Origin of the sequence: Nocardia sp. CDC159 (assembly GCF_023740735.1) — a bacterium.
In the GTDB taxonomy this organism is placed as follows: Bacteria; Actinomycetota; Actinomycetes; order Mycobacteriales; family Mycobacteriaceae; genus Nocardia; species Nocardia pulmonis.
The window spans coordinates 304061-323213 of record NZ_JAMRXH010000002.1; the positions used below are offsets into that span (position 1 = coordinate 304061).

Below are 19153 nucleotides of genomic sequence, written 5' to 3' on the forward strand. Positions count from 1 at the left end.
TCTCAGAGGTTAGCGCGCCCGCCCGCCCGGTTCGTCCCCACCATGCGCGCCGCGAGATGAGGGGCGATCGCGCCGCCCGCGTTGAGCGCGAGGTGCAGTAGGGCGGGGGCCAGGATGCCGCCGGTGCGGCGGCGCTGCCAGCCCAGGAACAGGCCGCCGAGGGTGGTCGCCGCGACCGAGAGGGGGACATCGTCGCCCGCGGCACGCGCCGGGGCGATGTGCCAGAGGCCGAAAGTGGTTGCGCCGAGCCAGGGGCCGAGGGGGCCGGCGGCCTCGTCGAGCAGCGGATCGAGGATGGCCCGGAAGATCAGCTCCTCGCTGTAGACGGTGCCCAGCGGGATGTGCACCGCCGCCCATTCGGCGACCGGAACCTCCGGTGCGCGTTCGGCGAAGCCGGTCAGCCGCGCGCGCAGCGACGGAATCGCGAGAGCCACACCATATCCCGCGAGCACCGCGGCGGCGGGTGCGAAGGTGGTGATCGGACGGCGGGTCACCCGCCCGATCGGCACGCCTCGGCCGAACGCCAGGCCGTAACCGGTGGCGAAGGCGGTGTTGGCGACGGTCCGGCCGCGAATGCCCAGGTGCAGGCGCGGGAGCACTCGATTGCTCCACAGCAGCGGAAGGGTCACGGCGGCAACGGCGAGGGGAATGCGGCGGGGGTTCACTGCTTCTTCGTGGTGTGCTCGTAGGCCCCGGACAGTTCGACCTGGGTGCGGATGGCCTCGACCTGCTGCGGGGTGATGTCGGGCGGGGGCAGGACGGCCACCCAGCCGTCCAGGACCAGCGTGCCGTAATTGTGGCCGTGCCCGTCGCTGACGCCCTGGGCATTGGTCAGATCGGCGGCCACCTGCCAGAAGGTCACCAGCGGCCACCAGCGCATCTGCGTGGTGACATCCGATCCGCGCGTCTCCGACAGCCAATCCGGTTGGGAGAAGATCAGATTCGGCGACCACCACACGATCGGATCGGAGGCGTGCTGCAGGTAGGCGATGCGCGGTTGCCGCCAATCCGAGGAGGGCTTGTGCAGATCCGAAGCGGTGGAGGCGAAGCGAACCACCAGGCCGTCGGCGTAGATCGGCTCCACTTCCCGGGTGCCCGGATCGCGGCGCGAGACGAACTGCTGCCACAGGCGATTGGAGTTCGGCGGCCCGACCCACAGCGCCCCGTCCACCTTGGTCCGCAGATCGGCCAGCCCGTCGAAGGCCGACTCCGACCCCTGCGAGCCCAGGCTCTCCCCGTACACCAGCAGCTTCGGCCGCGCCTCGGGCGGCTTGCGCGACCAGGAGGCGTAGATCGCGTCGAACATCTTCTTCCCCGCCACGGCCACCTTCTGCCGGTCGGCCAGGAACGACAGCACACTGGGCAGGAAGGAGTACTGCGAGGCCACGATCGCGGTATCGCCGTGATACAGGTACTCGATCGAATCGGCGGTGGCGGAGTTCACCCAGCCGGTGCCGGTGGTGGTCACCACGACCAGCACCTTGCGGTCGAAGGCGTGCGTGCGCTCGAGTTCGGCGACCGCCAATTCTTCTTGTGTCACATCGTTTTTCGCCGAGTCGAGCCCGACATAGACCCGAATCGGTTCGCGCGCGGGCCGTCCCGACACCGCCCCGATCCGGAAGGCGTCGGGACCGTGCGAGACGAACCAGCGGCCCTCCGAGCCGAGGGTCTCCCACTTCGCGAAGGAGTCCGGGCTGCCGGAGCGTTCGGACTTGGTCGGCTGCACCGCGTACTCGGCCATCCGGTCGTTGCGCACGCTGAACGCGGAGTTGGCCGCGGCGAAGAACGCCTTGGTGGCCAGGCCGTTGAACAGCGTCACGACCAGGACCACCAGCAGAATCGCGCCGACGGTCGGCGCCAGTTTGGGCGGCACCCGCACCCACCGGCTGAGCTGACCCGCCAGGAACCGGATGATCTCGCGCACGGTGCGATACACCGCCACCACGATGGCGCCGACCCCCAGACTCAGCGCACCGGTGCGCAGATACGCCGCCCGGGTGGTGCCCTCCATACCCATCAGCGCGGAGATCTGCCGCTGCCAGTCCGCCGAGAGCACCAGCATCCAGATCGCGGCCAGCACGCACAGCACCAGCACGGTCACCTTGATCGCGTACTGCCAGACCAGCGCCGGGGTTCGGATCGGCAGCCGCGGCCGTACCCACCTGCGGAACAACCACTCCAGCACACAGCCGACGCCATAACCGATCGCGGCGTTGAGACCGCTGATCAACCCCTGGAACAGCCAATCGCGCGGCAGCAGCGACGGAGTCACCGACCACGCGAAGAAGACCGTCGCCACCACCAGGCCGACATAGTTCAGGTCGATGACGTCGTTCTCGAGCCGCCGCACCAGCCATGCGCCCCGCCGGACGGCGACACCGCCGCGCGAGCGCAGCGTCGTCAGGGCCTCGGCGGTATCGAGCACCCGTCAAGTATGGCGGCCGGTGTCGTTCCGGTGCACGACACGCCACGCGTGAGGACAGCAACAGCCGAGCCGGGGCGTCCGGACCGACGAACAACGTTCAGTCCGCCGTCTGGCCGGGTACGCCGACCTACACTCGGCACATGAGCACACCCGGGGGACAGCAGAAACCCACGTCCGCCTTCCTGATCCAGGCCGCCATCGCGTTCGGCGTCAGCTTCGTCGCCTGCTGCGCGGGCATCCTCTATCTGCCATTGGACATCTGGCAGCGCGGCTTTCTCGCCATGAGCATGCTGTTCCTGGTCAGCAGCAGCTTCACGCTGGCCAAGGTGGTCCGCGACCAGGCCGAGTCGAAGAAGGTGCACTCCCGCATCGACGAGGCCCGGCTGGAAAAGCTGATCGCCGAACACGATCCGTTCAAGGTCGTGGGCTGAGCCCGCTCAGCCGAACAGTCGCGGCAGGGTGCCCTCGAAGGCCTCGCGCAGTTCGGCCATGGTGACCGAGAACTGGCCCTGCACCTCGACCGAGTCCGAACCCTGGTCCACCACGCCGATGCGCACCCACGGCAGCTGGCGCGCGTCGCACATCTTGGTGAAGCGGGTCTCCTCCGAACGCGGCACCGCGACCAGCACCCGGCCCGCCGATTCGGAGAACAGGGTCACGAACGGGTCGGCGTCCTCGGGAAGCAGGACGCGGCAACCGGTCTCGCCCGCCAGCGCGGCCTCGACGACCGCCTGAGCCAGTCCGCCCTCGCTGAGATCGTGTGCGGCACTGATCATTCCGTCGCGCGAACCGGCGGTCAGGATCTCGGCGAGCAGCTGCTCGCGGGCCAGGTCGACGCGCGGCGGGACGCCGCCGAGGTGATCGTGTTCGACCTGCGCCCAGATGGATCCGCCGAATTCGTCGCGGGTCTCGCCGAGCAGGATCAGTGTCTCGCCCGGCTCGGTGCCGAATCCGGTCGGGATGCGGCGGTGCACATCGTCGATGACACCCAGCACACCCACCACCGGGGTCGGCAGGATGGCGGTCTGCCCGGTCTGGTTGTAGAAGCTGACATTGCCGCCGGTGACCGGGATGCCCAGGGCCGCACAGCCATCCGCCAGACCGCGCACGGCCTGCTGGAACTGCCACATCACGCCCGGATCCTCCGGGGAACCGAAGTTGAGGCAGTTGGTGACGGCCTTCGGGGTCGCGCCCGTGGTCGCGACATTGCGGAACGCCTCGGCCAGCGCCAGCTGCGCGCCCGCGTACGGATCGAGTTTGGTGTAGCGGCCCGAGGCGTCGGTGGCCAGCGCGATACCGCGGCCGGATTCCTCGTCGATGCGAACCACACCGGCGTCGGCGTGCTCGGCCAGCACGGTGTTGCCGCGCACGTAGCGGTCGTACTGCTCGGTGATCCAGCGGCGGCTGCACAGCTGCGGGCTGGCGATCATCTTCAGCAGCGTCGCGCGCAGTTCGTCGCCGGTCTTGGGGCGCGCCAACGTATCCGGGGTGTCGGCGATCAGGGCGTCCTGGTCGGCGGGCCGCTGCACGGGGCGCTCGTAGACCGGGCCCTGGTGGGCGACCGTGCGTGGCGGCACGTCGACCACGGTCTCACCGTGCCAGGTGATCACGAGCCGGTCGCCGTCGGTGACCTCGCCGATCACCGTGGCCAGCACGTCCCACTTCTCGCAGACCGCCATGAACGCGTCCACGTTCTCCGGTGCCACGACCGCGCACATGCGCTCCTGCGATTCGCTCGACAGGATCTCCGCCGGGGTCATATTGGCCGCGCGCAGCGGCACCCGGTCCAGCTCCACGTGCATGCCGCCGTCCCCGGCCGCCGCGAGTTCGGAGGTCGCACACGACAATCCGGCCCCGCCCAGGTCCTGGATGCCGACCACGAGCCCCGCGTGATACAGCTCGAGACAGCATTCGATGAGGACCTTCTCCGCGAACGGATCGCCCACCTGCACGCTCGGCAGCTTCTTGCGGCCGGTGCCGGACTCGTCGCCGGAGAAGGTGTCCGAGGCCAGCACCGACACCCCGCCGATGCCGTCGAGGCCGGTGCGCGCGCCGAACAGAATGATCTTGTTGCCGGTACCCGACGCGAAGGCCAGGTGCAGGTCCTCCACTCGCATCACGCCCGCGCACAGGGCGTTCACCAGCGGATTGCCCTGATAGGACGCGTCGAATACGGTCTCGCCGCCCACATTCGGCAGGCCCAGCGAATTGCCGTACCCGCCGACGCCGCGCACCACGCCGTCCACCACGCGCCGGGTGTCGGGATGATCGGCCGCGCCGAAGCGCAGCTGGTCCATCACCGCGATCGGCCGCGCGCCCATAGCCATGATGTCGCGCACGATGCCGCCCACGCCGGTCGCCGCGCCCTGATACGGCTCCACGTAGGACGGGTGGTTGTGGCTTTCGACCTTGAACGTCACCGCCCAGCCGTCGCCGATGTCGACCACACCCGCGTTCTCGCCGATGCCCGCGAGCATGGACTCGCGCATCTCGTCGGTGGTGGTCTGGCCGAAGTAGCGCAGATGCACCTTGGAGGACTTGTAGGAGCAGTGCTCGCTCCACATCACCGAGTACATCGCCAGCTCGGCGTCGGTGGGCCGACGGCCGAGGATCTCCCTGATCCGGGCGTATTCGTCGTCCTTGAGCCCAAGTTCGGAGTAGGGCTGCGGAGTGTCCGGGGTTGCTGCGGCGGCGCTGACGGTGTCGACGTGGGCGGTCACAGGCGCAGTCTAGTGGGTGCCCAACCCACCCCGACCAGCGAGCTCCGCTGTACCCGATACGCTGAGCCGGTGAACGATCGATCCAGGGTCGCGGATCCGGACGAACTGCCCGTGACCAATTCAGCAGGGCCGTCCACCGCGAGTCCGGCGGCCCGCCAACGGCGTTTGCTGGGAGTTTCCCTCGCGCTGTTCGCCGTCTCGTCGATCGTGTTGTATCTCACCAAACAGTGGCACGGCTATATCGATCTCCAGGTCTATCGCAACGGCGCCCGGGTCTGGCTCGACGGCGGCGATCTGTACGGCCCCCTGCCGAAGTCGGGTGGGATCGGCCTGCCGTTCACCTATCCCCCGCTGGCCGCCCTGTTCTTCGCGCCGCTGGCGCTGCTGCCGCTGCACTGGGCCGAATGGCTGGTGCTGGCCACCTCGATCGCCGCCCTGGGCGCCACGCTGTGGGTGCTGCTGGACCGGCTGCGCCCGAATCTGGATCGAACCACCAAGTGGGCGTTGGTGATCGGCGCGGTCGCGCTGCTCGGATTGTCCGAACCCGTCCGCCAGACCTACAACTTCGGGCAGATCAATCTGGTGCTCATGGCGGCGGTCGCGCTGGACGCCCTGGTGCGCCGCCCGTTCTGGCCGCGCGGGATGCTGATCGGAATCGCGGTATCCATCAAGCTGATTCCGGCGGGATTTCTGCTGTACTTCCTGCTCCGCGTGGACTGGCGGGCAGTGCTGCGCGGGGATCGGCGAGTGCTGCACAGCGCCGCGGGGCGGGCGATCGGCACGCTGCTGGCCTCCGCCGTCGGGGCGATCACGCTCGGATTCCTACTGTTCCCGAAGGATTCGGCGAACTACTGGTTGCACACCATGCTCGACACCGGCCGGATCGGGCCGCCGCAGTTCGCGGGCAACCAGTCGCTGAAGGGCTTCGCCTTCCGCCTGGGCGTCGCCGATTCGACCGCCATCACGATCTGGATCCTGTTGTCGCTCATCGTGGTGGCGCTGGCGGCGGTGTGGATGAAGCGCCTGATCGACGACGGCCGCACGGTGTCGGCGCTGCTGGTGAACGCCGCCGCGATCCTGCTGGTGTCGCCGGTGTCGTGGTCGCATCACTGGGTGTGGATCGCCCCGGCGCTGATCGTCGCCGCCGATACGATCGTGGGGGGTGCGCGGCGGCGCTGGTTCCTCGTCGGCACGGGGGCGATCGTCGTGCTGTTCATGGTCGGGCCGCAGTGGCTGCTGCCGCATCACCAGGACCGCGAGCTGGGCTGGTCCTGGTGGCAGCAGATCGTCGGCAGCGGCTACGTGCTGGTCACCCTCGCCGCGCTGGTGATCGGCGCCCTCGCCTACCGACCGGCCGGGGTCAGGAAGGCCGTCAGCGCCGCCGAATAGGCCCAGACGTCCTGCGCGCCCATCAGCTCGCGCGCCGAGTGCATCGCCAGCTGCGGTGCGCCCACATCGACGGTCGGCATTCCGGTGCGGGCCGCGGTCATCGGGCCGATCGTGCTGCCGCACGGCAGATCCGCGCGATGCACGTACCGCTGCAGTGGCACCTCGGCCTGCGCGCAGGCCAGTGCGAAGGCGGCCGCGCCGACCGCGTCGGTGGCGTAGCGCAGATTCTGGTTGACCTTGAGCACCGGGCCGCCGTTGATCTGGATGCGGTGCGAGGGCTCGTGCCGCTCGGGATAGTTCGGATGGGTGGCATGCGCCATATCCCCCGATGCGCAGATCGAACCGGCCAGTGCCGCAAGGTATTCCGAACGCCCGCCGCCGCGGGCCAGCACGATCCGCTCCAGCACCGCGGGCAGCAGATCCGACTGCGCGCCGCGATCGGACTGGCTGCCCACCTCCTCGTGATCGAAGATCGCCAGCACCGGCGTCGCCGCGCCGGGCCGCTCGGTGGCGGCCAGGAAGGCGTGCAGTCCGGCGTAGCAGGTGCCCTGATTGTCCAGCCGGGGCGCGCTCACCAGGTCACCGTCGCGGCCGACCAACCGGCTCGGGGTCAGATCGTGGGTCATGAGCTCCCAGCCCAGCACCTCCCCCGGCGCGACGCCCGCATGCTCGGCCACGTACGCGAGGAACGAGCGCGGCTCGCTGCCCACTCCCCAGACCGCGTTCACATGCCGCTGCGGATCCAGCGTCACCCCTCGCCGATCCTCCGACAGGTGGATGGCCAGCTGCGGCACCCGCAGCACCGGCTCATCGATGCGAACCAGCTTCTCCGCCATACCGTTTCCGGAACGCACGGTGAGCCGCCCGGAGACGCCCAGCTCGCGATCGAGCCAGGAATTCAGCCACGCGCCGCCATAGGGCTCGAGTCCGACCAGCTGCCAGCCCGCCACCGCCAGATCGGGATGCTGTTTGACCCGCAGATTCGGGCTGTCGGTATGCGCGCCCACCACCCGGAACGCCCCCGCGGGCTCGGTATCGCCCTCGGCCCACGCCACCAGTGATCCGCCCCGCACCACGTAGTACCGCCCGGCACCCGCCTCGGTCCACGGCCGCGCCTCGGGCAGTTCGACGAATCCCCGCACCGCCAATTCGGCTGCGACGGTGTGCACGACGTGGAACGGGGACGGCGACGCGTCGACGAAGGCACACAGCCCGGACGCGCTCGCGGTTGTCGAGACCGGCATACCGGAAATCCTAGACGCGGCTGATCTCGTCGACCTGTTCCTGCGCCTTGACCGCGTCGGTCACCCAGGTCCGGTAGAAGTCCAGCGGGCATTCGGCCAGGCCGCGGCGGCCGACGTTCACCTTGTTCAATCCGGTCGCGCCGCGGTGCAGCAGGGCGTGCAGCGGATTGCGCTCCGGTTCGTAGCGGCGCGCCTCGCGCAGCGCGCGGATCGATAGGTTGGCGAACCGCAGCTCGTGGGGCTCGGCCCCGCATTCGCCCATCGAACGACCGTCGAAACCGACCAGAGCCGAACGGCCGCAATAGGAGTGGACACCGTCGAAGCCGGTCGCACCGGCCGCGGCGACGTAGACGTTGTTGGCCCAGGCCATCGTTCGGGCCATGCCGACCTGCTGTTCGGCATCGCAGGCCCGCAGCGCCATACAGCGCACGATCAGTTCGGCGCCCTTCATGGCGCAGTCGCGCCACAGCTCGGGATAGTTGCCGTCCTCACCGAGCAGGATGGAGATCTGCAGGCCCTTCGGGCCCTCGGTGACGAAGGTGGTCTCCCCCGGCCAGGACAGCTCGCCCTCGGGCGCCGGGGCGATCTTGCGGTAGCGCTGCACGATCTCGCCGTGATCGTCGATGAGCACGGCGGAGTTGTAGGGCGGGCGCAGCGGATGGCGCTCATGGCATTCCGCGCCCAACGGGAACACGCCCCACACTCGGTTGCGGCGGCAGGCGGCGGCGAATACCTCGGTCTCGTCACCGGGAATCGCCATCGCCGTGGAGTAGAGCTCGGTTTCGTCGTACATGACGCCGGTGGTCGAGAATTCCGGCAGCACAATGAGATCGAGTTCCGGATGTCCGGTTTTCAAACCGTCGACGATGTGTCCGATGCGATAGCAGTTGGCGAGCACCTCGGCCCGCGAGTGCAAACGAGACATAGGATGATTGACTACGGCAACGGAAACCGTGTCCGGATTCGATGTACCCGTTTCCAAGCCCATGCTCACTCCTCGGCAAAAAGTACCAATGGCTCCGGCGCTCCCGGACGGAAAGATCAACCAGACCCATAGTTACCGAGGGGCAAGCAGTGAGCAACCGCACCCGCGGCGGATGTCAGTCGGCGACGGGCATCTCCGCGACGAGTTCCAGCAGGCGTAGCAGGTCGGTGTGGTTGCGGGCGCCGATGCGCTTGCGCAGGTCCTCCTCCGCACGCCGCTCCTCGGCCCGCACGGATTCCACCAGTTCGGCGCCCCGCTTGGTCAGCCCGATCAGGATGCGACGCCGGTCGTCCTCGGCGGCGATCCGGAAGATCAGGCCGCGCTCGGCCAGGGCGTCGGCATGCCGGGTGGCCGACGACGGCGGCAGCTGCGAACGCGCAGCAAGCTCGCTCATCGTGATCCCGGCCTGGTCGGACAGATTCGACAGCATCGACCACTGGTCGGCTGACAGTTGCCTCGCGCACAACGCCGCGTCCAGGTGACGCAGCCAACTACGCTCTGCGGCACGCAGCGCTCCATGCAAAGTGGAAAAGCCGCTTACAATGGTCGACATATTTTTCCCGCCCATCATTTTCGCTCGGACAAGAAGAGGGTACCGAATGTTCCCGTTCAGCGAGAGTCCGGACGACGTGATCGAGGTCCTGAACATCGTCCCACTCCAGGGACCGGCGGGAATTGTGGCCCCTTCCTGTGAGGCGGCAATTGCGCTCGCGGTCGAGGAGATCAACGGTGGCGCAGGAATTCTCGGCCGTGAGGTCCGGGTCACGACCATCGATGGCGGCCGCGCTCCGCGCGAGGTCGCGCAGGAGGTTTCGGCCCTGCTGGCGACCGGAATGGTGGATGCCATCACCGGATGGCACATCTCCGCGGTGCGCCGGGCGGTGGCCCGAGCCGCCGACGGCCGAGTTCCCTATCTGTTCGCCACCACCCACGAGGATCTGCCCAACGAGCCCCCGGGCGTGCTGATGATCGGGGAGAATCCGGCCGGGCACATCCTGCCCGCCATGGACTGGCTGGAGCGGGAGTTCGGCGTCCGGCGCTGGGCAATCATCGGCAACGACTACATCTGGCCGATGGCGACCGGTAAGGCGGTGCGCACGGCCCATCAGGGCTCGATCACGCTGGAGAAGTACTTCCCGCTGGGCACCGAGGACTTCAGCGAGTTCCTGGGCGATCCGCGGCTGGACCGGGCCGACGGCATCGTGCTGCTGCTGGTCGGTACCGACGCGGTGCGGTTCAACCAGCAGTTCGCTCATACCGGGCGCTCCGAGCGGCAGTTCCGGGTCAGCCCGGGCATCGATGAGGGCGTGCTGCTGGCGGCCGGTCCGGCGGCCAACGACAACCTCTACGTGGTCTCGAGCTTCTTCCCGGACAACCGCACCAGCGATCCGGACCGGATGAGCCGCTACCACCGCCTGCACGGCCGGTTCGCCCCGCAGCTCACCTACTTCGGCAACACCAGTTACGAGGCGATGTACACGCTGCAGTCGCTCGCGCACACCTGCGGCTCGCTCGACGTCCCCCGCATGCAGGCCGCGCTCGACGACGGGGTGGTGCTGGAGACGCCCTCGGGCGGGCGAGCCTTTCACGGCAACCACTCCCAGCAGTTCACCGCGCTGATCGCCCGCGCCGACGGCGTGGACCTGCAGATCGTCGACAGCGTGCGCTAGCGGCCGTCAACCCCTAGGGGGTGGAACCCCTAGGCGGGGCCGGGGTAGCGATCAGGCGGAGACGAGGGTGTCGACCACCGACAGGAAGATGCCGAGGCCGTCGTCGCTGGGGCCGGTGAGCGGTTCGGTCGCGTGCTCTGGATGCGGCATCAGGCCCACCACCCGGCGGTCCGACGAACAGATGCCGGCGATCGCGCGCTGCGAGCCGTTCGGATTCTCACCCGCGTAGCGGAACACCACGCGGCCCTCGCCCTCCAGCTCGTCCAGCACCCGCTGCGAGGCCTGATAGCGGCCCTCGGCGTTCTTGACCGGGATGAGGATCTGGGCGCCGGGCTCGTAGCGGGAGGTCCACGCGGTGTCGGTGCGCTCCACCGCCAGCCACTCGTCGCGGCAGATGAAGTGCAGGCCCTCGTTGCGGGTCAGCGCGCCCGGCAGCAGCCCGGCCTCGCACAGCACCTGAAAACCGTTGCAGATCCCCAGCACCGGCATGCCGCCGCGCGCGGCCTCCACCACCTTGCCCATCACCGGGGCGAAGCGGGCGATGGCGCCGGCGCGCAGATAGTCGCCGTAGGAGAAGCCGCCGGGCACGACGACCGCGTCCACATTCTTCAGATCGGCGTCGGCGTGCCACAGGCTCACCGCCTCGGCGCCGGCCAGGCGCACCGCGCGGGCGGCGTCGACATCGTCGAGGGTGCCCGGGAAAGTGATGACGCCGATGCGGGCAGTCACAGCCGCACCACCTTCCAGTCCTCGATGACCGTATTGGCCAGCAGGCTCTCGGCGATCTTCTCGAGCTCGGCGTCGCTCACGCTGTCGTCCACGTCGAGTTCGAATCGCTTGCCCTGCCGGACATCCGAGACACCCGGAAAGCCCAGGCGCCCGAGCGCACCGACGATGGCCTGACCCTGCGGATCCAGGATCTCGGCCTTCGGCATCACCTCGACCACGACTCGTGCCACGCGCTCGCTCCTCACGCTGTGCTGGGGGATTACCTGATCAGCGTAGTTGGAGCGGTCGCGGCGCGGCGACCCGGGTATACCGTGAACTCATGCGCATAGCCCACTTCGGACATTCCTGTGTTCTGGTCGAGCTGCACGGCACCAAGATCCTGTTCGATCCCGGCAACTTCTCGCACGGATTCGAGGGCATCGAGGGCCTGGACGCGATCGCCGTGACCCATCAGCATCCCGACCACATCGACGCCAATCGCATCGATGCGCTGGTCGAGAAGAATCCGAACGCCCGGCTGCTGTGCGATCCGCAGACCGCCCAGATGCGCGGCGGGCCTTGGGAAGCCGTGCACGCCGGAAATGTGCTGACCGTCGGCAAGGTGCAGATCACCGGCGGCGGCGGGCGGCACGCGGTGATCCATCCGGAGATTCCGGTGGTCGACAACACGGTCTTCCAGCTCGGCACCCCCGACGATCCGACCGAATTCGTGCATCCGGGCGATTCGCTGTGGGTGCCCTCGACGCGCGTCGGCGTGCTGGCCCTGCCCGCGGCCGCGCCGTGGATGCGGATCAGCGAGGCCGTCGACTATCTGCGCGCCGTGGCGCCCCGCACGGCGATCCCGATTCACTACGGGATCATCGAGAACGCCGCGCAGGGCATCTACTTCGGCCGACTGTCCGAGATGCGCCCGGCCGACACCGAATTCAAGCTGATCGAGCCGGAGGACCACGCGGAGCTCTAGCCCCGGAAACTCGTCAGGAACAGCGCCTCGGTGAGCGCGATGCGCTCGATCTCGCTCGGATCCACGCTCTCGTTGGGGGCGTGGATGAGGCATTTGGGTTCCTCGACACCGAGCAGCATGATCTCCGCGCCCGGATAGGTGTCGGCGAAGACGTTGCACAGCGGGATGGACCCGCCCTGTCCCTGGGTGGTCGCCGCCCGGCCGTAGGCGGTGCGGAAGGCGGCCTCCATGGCCGTGCGGGCGGGACCGCCCGTGCCCGAGCGGAACGGCGCCGCGAGGCCCTCGGCTTCGATCGTGGCCCGGGCGTGCCAGGGCGTGTTGGCCTCCACGTGGGCGGTCAACGCCTTCAGGGCCTGCTCCGGCTCGACACCGGGCGGGATGCGCAGGTTGAGCCGGGCCCGCGCGCTGGGCTGGATGGCCGCCGCCGAGCCGACCACCGGCGGCACGTCCATGCCGATCACGGTGAGCGCCGGGCGCGCCCAGATCATGTCCGAGACCGTGCCGTCGCCCAGCAGGTCCACGCCGTCGAGCACACCGGCGTCGGCGCGGAACTGTTCGGGCGGGTATTGCTCGCCGTCCCAGATTCGATCGTTCGGCAGGCCCGCGATCGTAGTGTTGCCCCGCTCGTCGCGCAGCGAGGCGAGCACGTGGATCAGCGCGGCCAGCGCGTCGGGGGCCGCGCCGCCGTACATACCCGAATGCAGCGGTCCGGCAAGGGTTTCCACGGTGAGCACGGCCGCCACCATGCCGCGCAGGGTCTGGGTGAAGGTCGGCACGCCGACCGCGACATTGCCGCAGTCCCCGATCACCAGGGCGTCGGCGCGCAGCAGATCGGCATGGCTCGGCACGAAGGCCTCCATGCCGCCGGTCCCCTGCTCCTCCGAGCCCTCGCACACCAGCGTGATGCCGACCGGAAAGCCCTTGCCGCCCAGGCTTTCCCGCACCGCGCGCAGGGCCGTCAGATGGGCGACGAGATTGCCCTTGCAGTCGGCCGCGCCGCGCCCGTACCAGCGGCCGTCGCGCTCGGTGAGCTGCCAGGCCGGGCTGTCCCAGGCCGCCTCGTCCATCGGCGGCTGCACGTCGTAGTGGCAGTACAGCAGCACCGTCGGCGCACCGGCGGGCGCGGGATAGCGGGCCACCACGGCCTGGCTGCCGTCGGGCGTCTCGTACAGCGCGGCATCGGTCAGGCCCACCTCGACGCAGGCGTCCAGCGTCCACTGCGCCGCCTTGTGACACTCCTCGATCGGGAACAGCCGCGGGTCGTACACCGACTTGTACGAAACCAACTCGGCCAGATCCGTTTTCGCCTTCGGCATCAGCGCCCGCACCTGTTCGCGCAGCGCCTGGGTCCGGGAATCGTCAGTCATATCAACTCGTTTCGTCGTATCGCCCGAATTCAACCTATCCGTTCGTCTCGGTCGCTCCACCGAATTCCGTCTTCCAGTGCGGTTTGCGCAGCCGTAGGAACGAATACGGAATCAGCAGACCCATCACACCCATACCCGATCACCCCTGCCGTGCGGCCGATCTCGTCGGCGGGAACGACCCAGCTGATCAGCACCGCGGGGACGATGAAGATCAGCAGCACCAGCAGCACGGCGAGCAGCATGGCCCGCGGGTATTGGCGACCCGGATCGCGCAGGGACGGATGGTGGGCGCGGAGCGCAGGCTGGCTACCGGAACTGGTGGTCATCAGGGCTAGGGTGACCCAGGAGAGGGAGGTACCGGCCCGCGCGGTCGCCGATGCGGGCACCGCTTTGGTCATGGCCCTTACTGTGCCACGCTCACAAGATCATCCGTTGATCACCCGCAACCCTACTCATCGGCGCAGCGAAGCAGCGGCCGCGGCGGCGACGGTCGTCGCGACCGCGCCCAGGGCCGGGGAGTCCAGCCGCCACTGCTGCCAGTACAGCGGTACGTCGATGTGCAGGCGCGGATCGAGTACGACCAGTCGGCCGGACGGCAGATCGGCGGTGGCCTGCAGGTCGGGAATCATGCCCCAGCCGAGGCCGCGGCGCACGGCCTCGACGAATCCGGACGAGGACGGGATGTAGTGGCGGGGTGGGTCCAACGGTCTGCGCGCGCGGCGGCGCATCATCCGGTCCTGCAGATCGTCCTTCCGGTCGAAGACGACCACCGGCGCGGCGGCGAAGGCACGCGCGGTCGCGCCCTCGGCAAACCAGGTGCGAACGAAATCCGGGGTGGCCATCGGGCGATAGCGCATCGCGCCCAGCCGCCGCACGGTGCAGCCCTGCACGGGCTCGGCGGTGGCGGTGACGGCCGCCATGACGGTGCCGTCGCGGAGCAGCCCGATGGTGTGCTCCTCGTCCTCGCGGTGGATCTCGAAGCACACGCCCGCGGGCGCGTCGCCCAGGGCGGGCAGCACCCAGGTCTCGAGCGAATCGGCGTTGACTGCCAGGGGAATCCGCACGAGTTCTGGCGAATCCCTCTCCGCCGCACCCAATTCGCGGGCCGTATCACCGGTGAGCAATTCGATCTGCCGGGCCAGCCGCAGCACGGCGCGTCCGGAGTCGGTGGGCCGCACCGGTTTCGTGCGCTGCAACAGAATGCGGCCGACGGCCATCTCGAGGGCCTTGATGCGCTGACTGACCGCCGAGGGCGTGACCCGCAGCCGCCGCGCGGCCGCCTCGAACGTGCCCTCGGCCACGGCGGCGTCGAGGGCGCGGAGCTGGTCCAGTTGCAGATCCATATTAAGAAACTGTAATGATGGTTGAAAATCTTTAGCTTGTCTGTCCCACGGACCGGCCATAGCGTCGAGGAATGTGAATGCTTCCTCCGCCGCGCTGGCGGCCCTGTCGGGTCTGGGTTTCGGGCTGTCGCTGATCGTGGCGATCGGCGCGCAGAACGCGTTCGTCCTGCGTCAGGGCATCCGCGGCGAGCACGTGCTGGTGGTGGTCTCGGTCTGCGCACTGTCGGACATGGTGCTGATCGCCGCCGGGGTGGGCGGCTTCGGCGCGATCGTCGCTTCCGCCCCCATGGTTCTCACCCTCGCCCGCTACGCGGGCGCGGCCTTCCTGCTGGGCTACGCCGCGCTGGCCGCGCGCCGCGCCCTCACGGCCGGATCGCTGACCCCCGACGCCACCGATACCTCGATGGCCCTCGGCGCGACCTTCCTCACCTGCCTGGCCCTGACCTGGCTCAACCCCCACGTCTACCTGGACACCGTGGTCCTACTCGGCTCCTACGCCAGCACCTACGGCCCCAACCGGTGGTACCTGGCCGCGGGCGCGATGCTGGCCAGCCTCGTCTGGTTCGCCGCCCTCGGCTACGGCGCCCGCCTCCTCACCCCCCTCTTCGCCCGCCGCACCGCCTGGCGCGCACTCGACATCCTCATCGCCGCCGTCATGCTCACCCTGGCCATCGGCCTGCTGCTGCAGTAGCGAATCGCCCCAGCCGCACCCTTTCCGGCGCTTCGCACCCGCTACGGCCGCCTGAAGCGAGTGCGAAGCGCGAGAAGGGGTGCGGCGAACCAGAAGCGGTGCGAGGGAGCCGCACCCTTTGTGGGCCCTCGCACCCATTACGGGCGGCCACAGCCGGTGTGACGCGCGAAAAAAGGTGCGGCGAACCAGAAGCGGTGCGAGGGAGCCGCACCCTTTGTGGGCCCTCGCACCCATTGCGGGCGGCCACAGGGGGTGCGAAGCGCGAGAAAGGGTGCGGCGAGCGGGAAATGGTGCGCCGGTCAGGCCGCGCGGGCGGGGGCGAAGGGCTCCCAGCGGTAGACGTCGGGGCTGGCCTCGTGGAAGAGGGCCAGGTCGATGGCGTCGAGCATGGCTTGGCGCGGGCCCGAACGGGATAGTTGGGCGGCGGATACCGCCAGGCGTAGGAGGCCGCCGCGGCGGGCGGTGCGGGCGGCGCTCAGGACCAGGGCGTGGCACCACCAGGGCTCGGCGCGGAAGCCTTCACCGATGCCGTGCACCCAGGAGCGCTGGGAGGTGTCGCGTTCCAGGTCGTAGATGGCCGTGAGGCCCAGGGCCAGGCGGAAACCGACGTCGGGCAGGGCGGCCATCGCGCCCTCGGAGGCGTTCCAGCGCGGGGCGGCGAACAGGCGCGTGCGCAGGCCCACCCGTTCCATCACCCGGTCGGCGGCCATGAGGCGCAGGCGCGCTTCGTGTTTGGGCAGGGCGGCGAATTCGGCGCGGCGGCGCTTGGTGGCGGCCTGGTCGTAGCCGTGCAGCACGATGGCGTCACCGAGCTCGCGGCGCTCGCGCAACCACTGCTGCGTCGGCTCGTCCTCGGCGAGCCGGTACTTGCCCTTCAGGCGCGGCGCGACCAGCAGCGACAGCGGGATGTGCCGCCGATCCATCTCCGCGGCGAAGTCCATTGCCGCCGCGCGAGTGGTGTCGCGGATACCGGATACCGAGACGATCAGTTGCGCGCTCATGCTCGACCCCCTGTTCGTGCTGTTCACCGACCCTGAAGCGGTCATCAATCCACTGTGCGGGCGGCAGGTGTCCACCTCGTACTCATCCGGTGACCGGGCGACGAACTCGAGTCACCGGACGCATGACCAGTAGGATCGGACCGGTGAAGGCAGCACTCCTGACCGCCCTGGCCGTCCCCCTGATCGCCGCCCCGGCCCTCGCCCGCGCCGATGTGAACGATCCGCCGCCGATCTTCACCCGGCAGGAGCAGTGCGACACCACCCGCGCCTTCGTCGACACCGTCCGCGGTCAGCATCCGGACGCCACGCCCGAGCAGATCGCCGACGCCTACCTGGCGATCATGGACTCGCGCGGCGCATACCGCGGCATCGAGTCCGCCCGCGAGCGTGACCGCCGGATGCTGCTGGACAACATCGCCACCTGCGGCCTGTAGTCCTACGCGTCGGCCAGCCCGACCGTGTCCAACACCCAGGCGTATTCGAAGGCGACTTCCTTCCACTTCTCATAGCGCCCGCTCACGCCGCCGTGTCCGGCGCTCATCTCGGTCTTCAGCAGTAGCTGGGAATCACCGGTCTTGGTGGCGCGCAGCTTGGCCACCCACTTGGCCGGTTCCACGTACAGCACCCGGGTGTCGTTGAGGCTGGTGATCGCCAGGATGGCCGGATAGTCCTTCGCCGCGACGTTCTCGTAGGGCGAATACGACTTCATGTACTCGTAGACCTCCTTGTCCGCCAACGGATTTCCCCACTCGTCCCATTCGATGACCGTCAGCGGCAGCGACGGGTCGAGGATCGAGGTGAGCGGATCCACGAACGGCACGTTGGCCAGGATGCCCGCGAACAACTCCGGCGCGAGGTTGGCCACCGCACCCACCAGCAGCCCGCCCGCGCTGCCGCCGTCGGCGATCATCCGATCGGGCGCGGTCACCCCGGTATCGATGAGATGCCGTGCGCAGGAGACGAAGTCGGTGAAGGTGTTCTTCTTGGTGAGCGTCTTGCCGTGCTCGTACCACAGCCGCCCCATCTCCCCGCCGCCGCGTACGTGCGCGATCGCGAACACCATGCCGCGGTCCAGCAGCGACAGCCGCGACACCGAGAAGCCCGGATCAATGCTGGCCTCGTAGGAGCCATATCCGTAGAGCAGCAACGGTTTCGGCCCGGCGGGCAGATCCTTGCGCCGCACGATCGAGATCGGCACCCGGGTGCCGTCCGCGGCGACGGCCCAATCCCGGTGCTGCTCGTAATCGTTCGCGTCGTAGCCGCCGAGTACCGGCTGCTCCTTGCGCAGCAGCAGTTCACCGGTGGCGGGCACATAGTCGAACACCTGCATCGGCGTGATGAACGAGGTCACCCCGATCCGCAGCGTCGGCTGCGCCCATTCCGGATTGGAGCCGACGCCCGCCGAGGACAGCTCGAGCCCGAACTCCAGCTCCTTCGGCTCGCCGTAGCCCTCGGAGGTCAACGGCCACACCGCGACTCGCGGCAGGGCCTCGCGGCGGTAGGACAGCACCAGATGATCGGCGAAACAGTCGATGTCCTCGAGCCGGACGTCGTCGCGGTGCGGAATCAGCAGCGTCATATTCGACGGATCGTCGACCGGCGCCTCGGCCAGCACGAAGTTCTCCGCCTTCACACCGTCCACGACATCGTTGTGCAGGATCAGGAAGCGGTCCCGACCGCCGACGACGGCATGCTCGACCGAGTACTCCACCCCCTCGCGACGAGGAATGAGCACCCGGAATTCACCCTCGGGATCGTCGGATTCGAGCACCCAACCCTCGCTGGTGATCTTCGAACCCACCCAGATCATGAGGTACTTCTCCGAGCGGCTCGCCCCGATGCTCACCCAGTAGCGCTCGTCGGGCTCGTGGAAGACCTTGACGTCGGCATCCGGCGCGGTGCCCAGCCGATGCCGCCACACGGTATCGGGCCGCCAGGACTCGTCGACGGTCTGGTAGAAGACGTGGGTGCCGTCCAGCGACCAGGTCGCCCCCGGGGCGGTGCCCGGAATCTCGTCGCCGAGTAGGTCGCCGGTGCGCAGGTCCTTGAACCGCAGCGTGTATCGCTCGTCTCCGGCGGTGTCGACGGAGAAGGCCAGCAGATTGCCGTCGTGGCTGATCGAGAACGCCCCGAGGGCGAAGAAGTCGTGCCCCTCGGCGAGGACATTGCTGTCGAGCAGGATCTCCTCGCCCGTGACCTCGGTGTCGGCCTCCAGCCGCGGGGGTGTCCAGTCGTCCGGGTCGTCGATCCGGCAGCGGCAGTGCACGCCGTACTGCTTGCCCTCGAAGGAGCGGGAGTAGTACCAGTAGTCGCCCATCCGGGCCGGGACGGACAGATCGGTCTCGAGCGTCCGGGACTTGATCTCGTCGAAGATCTTGTCCCGCAGCGGCTGCAGCTGGGCGGTCTGCGCCTCGGTGTAGGCGTTCTCCGCCTCGAGGTAGGCGATCACCTCCGGGTCGTCCTTGTCGCGCAGCCACTCGTACTCGTCGACGAAGGTGTCGCCGTGGTGCACGCGCGTGGTGGGCACCTTCTTGGCGATCGGGATCGTTCCGGTACCACTGTCGAGAGCCATGCGCTCCACCGTAATGGGCGGCGCCCGGCCTTCGTGGTCAGGTCACCCGAGTC

Annotated in this window: 19 protein-coding genes; 6 read left to right on the forward strand and 13 right to left on the reverse strand. The window is 68.9% G+C overall.

Annotated features, from left to right (window positions below; genetic code table 11):
* Positions 1-2: 2 nt before the first annotated feature.
* On the reverse strand, positions 3-629 hold the full coding sequence (locus tag NDR87_RS05130; RefSeq protein ID WP_251909952.1) for a CPBP family intramembrane glutamic endopeptidase: 627 nt from the start codon (positions 627-629) through the stop codon (positions 3-5).
* A gap of 32 nt (positions 630-661) precedes the next feature.
* Positions 662-2425, reverse strand: coding sequence for an alpha/beta hydrolase (locus NDR87_RS05135; RefSeq protein ID WP_251909951.1), 1764 nt, complete (start codon positions 2423-2425; stop codon positions 662-664).
* 140 nt (positions 2426-2565) lie between these two features.
* Between NDR87_RS05135 and NDR87_RS05140 the strand changes: the two genes are divergently transcribed.
* Positions 2566-2856: a YiaA/YiaB family inner membrane protein gene (locus tag NDR87_RS05140; protein ID WP_251909950.1), complete on the forward strand. Its 291-nt coding sequence runs from the start codon at positions 2566-2568 to the stop codon at positions 2854-2856.
* Positions 2857-2862: 6 nt separating this feature from the next.
* Here the strand turns inward: NDR87_RS05140 and purL are convergent, their stop codons facing one another.
* Entirely contained in the window at positions 2863-5145 is a 2283-nt protein-coding gene (gene purL / locus NDR87_RS05145; protein ID WP_251909949.1) for a phosphoribosylformylglycinamidine synthase subunit PurL, read from the reverse strand.
* Between the two features lie 69 nt (positions 5146-5214).
* On the opposite strand from purL, the gene NDR87_RS05150 reads away from it, so the two are divergent.
* Entirely contained in the window at positions 5215-6534 is a 1320-nt protein-coding gene (locus NDR87_RS05150) for a glycosyltransferase 87 family protein (protein ID WP_251909948.1), read from the forward strand.
* Here NDR87_RS05150 and NDR87_RS05155 read toward each other — a convergent pair.
* The 3 genes from NDR87_RS05155 to NDR87_RS37175 form a co-directional block, all read right to left on the reverse strand.
* Positions 6489-7778 carry a M18 family aminopeptidase gene (locus tag NDR87_RS05155; RefSeq protein WP_251909947.1) on the reverse strand — a complete coding sequence of 430 codons (1290 nt, stop codon included), beginning with the start codon at positions 7776-7778 and terminating at the stop codon, positions 6489-6491. The genes NDR87_RS05150 and NDR87_RS05155 overlap by 46 nt on opposite strands.
* Positions 7779-7788: 10 nt before the next feature.
* The gene (locus NDR87_RS05160) at positions 7789-8703 is read right to left on the reverse strand and encodes an aliphatic amidase (protein ID WP_251909946.1); all 915 of its coding nucleotides are present in this window, start codon (positions 8701-8703) and stop codon (positions 7789-7791) included.
* A 175-nt stretch (positions 8704-8878) separates the two neighbouring features.
* Entirely contained in the window at positions 8879-9412 is a 534-nt protein-coding gene (locus NDR87_RS37175; RefSeq protein WP_308212049.1) for a MarR family transcriptional regulator, read from the reverse strand.
* On the opposite strand from NDR87_RS37175, the gene NDR87_RS05170 reads away from it, so the two are divergent.
* Positions 9363-10433 carry a substrate-binding domain-containing protein gene (locus NDR87_RS05170; protein ID WP_251909944.1) on the forward strand — a complete coding sequence of 357 codons (1071 nt, stop codon included), beginning with the start codon at positions 9363-9365 and terminating at the stop codon, positions 10431-10433. The genes NDR87_RS37175 and NDR87_RS05170 overlap by 50 nt on opposite strands.
* Before the next feature lie 51 nt (positions 10434-10484).
* Here the strand turns inward: NDR87_RS05170 and purQ are convergent, their stop codons facing one another.
* Together purQ and purS are read right to left on the reverse strand one after the other, a co-directional pair.
* The gene (purQ, locus tag NDR87_RS05175) at positions 10485-11162 is read right to left on the reverse strand and encodes a phosphoribosylformylglycinamidine synthase subunit PurQ (protein ID WP_251909943.1); all 678 of its coding nucleotides are present in this window, start codon (positions 11160-11162) and stop codon (positions 10485-10487) included.
* Positions 11159-11392 carry a phosphoribosylformylglycinamidine synthase subunit PurS gene (gene purS, locus NDR87_RS05180; protein ID WP_251909942.1) on the reverse strand — a complete coding sequence of 78 codons (234 nt, stop codon included), beginning with the start codon at positions 11390-11392 and terminating at the stop codon, positions 11159-11161. The genes purQ and purS overlap by 4 nt, the downstream gene beginning before the upstream one ends.
* 89 nt (positions 11393-11481) lie before the next feature.
* On the opposite strand from purS, the gene NDR87_RS05185 reads away from it, so the two are divergent.
* Positions 11482-12126, forward strand: a complete 645-nt coding sequence (locus NDR87_RS05185) for an MBL fold metallo-hydrolase (RefSeq protein ID WP_251909941.1) — start codon at positions 11482-11484, stop codon at positions 12124-12126.
* Here the strand turns inward: NDR87_RS05185 and NDR87_RS05190 are convergent.
* Genes NDR87_RS05190 through NDR87_RS05200 form a run of 3 tightly spaced genes read right to left on the reverse strand, consistent with a single transcriptional unit; the run spans position 12123 to position 14836 of the window.
* Entirely contained in the window at positions 12123-13493 is a 1371-nt protein-coding gene (locus NDR87_RS05190) for a dipeptidase (RefSeq protein ID WP_251909940.1), read from the reverse strand. The genes NDR87_RS05185 and NDR87_RS05190 overlap by 4 nt on opposite strands.
* Before the next feature lie 29 nt (positions 13494-13522).
* Positions 13523-13891 carry a hypothetical protein gene (locus NDR87_RS05195; RefSeq protein WP_251909939.1) on the reverse strand — a complete coding sequence of 123 codons (369 nt, stop codon included), beginning with the start codon at positions 13889-13891 and terminating at the stop codon, positions 13523-13525.
* A 54-nt stretch (positions 13892-13945) separates the two neighbouring features.
* Complete coding sequence (locus tag NDR87_RS05200; RefSeq protein ID WP_251909938.1) at positions 13946-14836, reverse strand: LysR family transcriptional regulator ArgP; 891 nt, start codon at positions 14834-14836, stop codon at positions 13946-13948.
* Positions 14837-14909: 73 nt separating this feature from the next.
* Between NDR87_RS05200 and NDR87_RS05205 the strand changes: the two genes are divergently transcribed.
* Positions 14910-15527, forward strand: a complete 618-nt coding sequence (locus NDR87_RS05205; protein ID WP_251909937.1) for a LysE/ArgO family amino acid transporter — start codon at positions 14910-14912, stop codon at positions 15525-15527.
* Between the two features lie 299 nt (positions 15528-15826).
* Here NDR87_RS05205 and NDR87_RS05210 read toward each other — a convergent pair whose 3' ends face one another.
* A complete protein-coding gene (locus NDR87_RS05210) occupies positions 15827-16528 on the reverse strand; it encodes a DUF2334 domain-containing protein (RefSeq protein WP_251909936.1) in 702 nt (233 codons plus the stop codon).
* A gap of 143 nt (positions 16529-16671) precedes the next feature.
* Between NDR87_RS05210 and NDR87_RS05215 the strand changes: the two genes are divergently transcribed.
* The gene (locus tag NDR87_RS05215; RefSeq protein WP_251909935.1) at positions 16672-16962 is read left to right on the forward strand and encodes a hypothetical protein; all 291 of its coding nucleotides are present in this window, start codon (positions 16672-16674) and stop codon (positions 16960-16962) included.
* A 2-nt stretch (positions 16963-16964) separates the two neighbouring features.
* Here NDR87_RS05215 and NDR87_RS05220 read toward each other — a convergent pair whose 3' ends face one another.
* A complete protein-coding gene (locus tag NDR87_RS05220) occupies positions 16965-19100 on the reverse strand; it encodes a S9 family peptidase (RefSeq protein ID WP_251909934.1) in 2136 nt (711 codons plus the stop codon).
* Positions 19101-19153: the final 53 nt, after the last annotated feature.

Coding starts and splice junctions, on each gene's coding strand:
- NDR87_RS05140 (WP_251909950.1), top strand. CDS start 2,566: ATGAGCACACCCGGGGGACAGCAGAAACCCACGTCCGCCTTCCTGATC.
- NDR87_RS05155 (WP_251909947.1), bottom strand. CDS start 7,778: ATGCCGGTCTCGACAACCGCGAGCGCGTCCGGGCTGTGTGCCTTCGTC.
- NDR87_RS05160 (WP_251909946.1), bottom strand. CDS start 8,703: ATGTCTCGTTTGCACTCGCGGGCCGAGGTGCTCGCCAACTGCTATCGC.
- NDR87_RS05170 (WP_251909944.1), top strand. CDS start 9,363: ATGTTCCCGTTCAGCGAGAGTCCGGACGACGTGATCGAGGTCCTGAAC.
- NDR87_RS37175 (WP_308212049.1), bottom strand. CDS start 9,412: ATGTTCAGGACCTCGATCACGTCGTCCGGACTCTCGCTGAACGGGAAC.
- NDR87_RS05185 (WP_251909941.1), top strand. CDS start 11,482: ATGCGCATAGCCCACTTCGGACATTCCTGTGTTCTGGTCGAGCTGCAC.
- NDR87_RS05190 (WP_251909940.1), bottom strand. CDS start 13,493: ATGACTGACGATTCCCGGACCCAGGCGCTGCGCGAACAGGTGCGGGCG.
- NDR87_RS05195 (WP_251909939.1), bottom strand. CDS start 13,891: ATGACCAAAGCGGTGCCCGCATCGGCGACCGCGCGGGCCGGTACCTCC.
- NDR87_RS05200 (WP_251909938.1), bottom strand. CDS start 14,836: ATGGATCTGCAACTGGACCAGCTCCGCGCCCTCGACGCCGCCGTGGCC.
- NDR87_RS05210 (WP_251909936.1), bottom strand. CDS start 16,528: ATGAGCGCGCAACTGATCGTCTCGGTATCCGGTATCCGCGACACCACT.
- NDR87_RS05220 (WP_251909934.1), bottom strand. CDS start 19,100: ATGGCTCTCGACAGTGGTACCGGAACGATCCCGATCGCCAAGAAGGTG.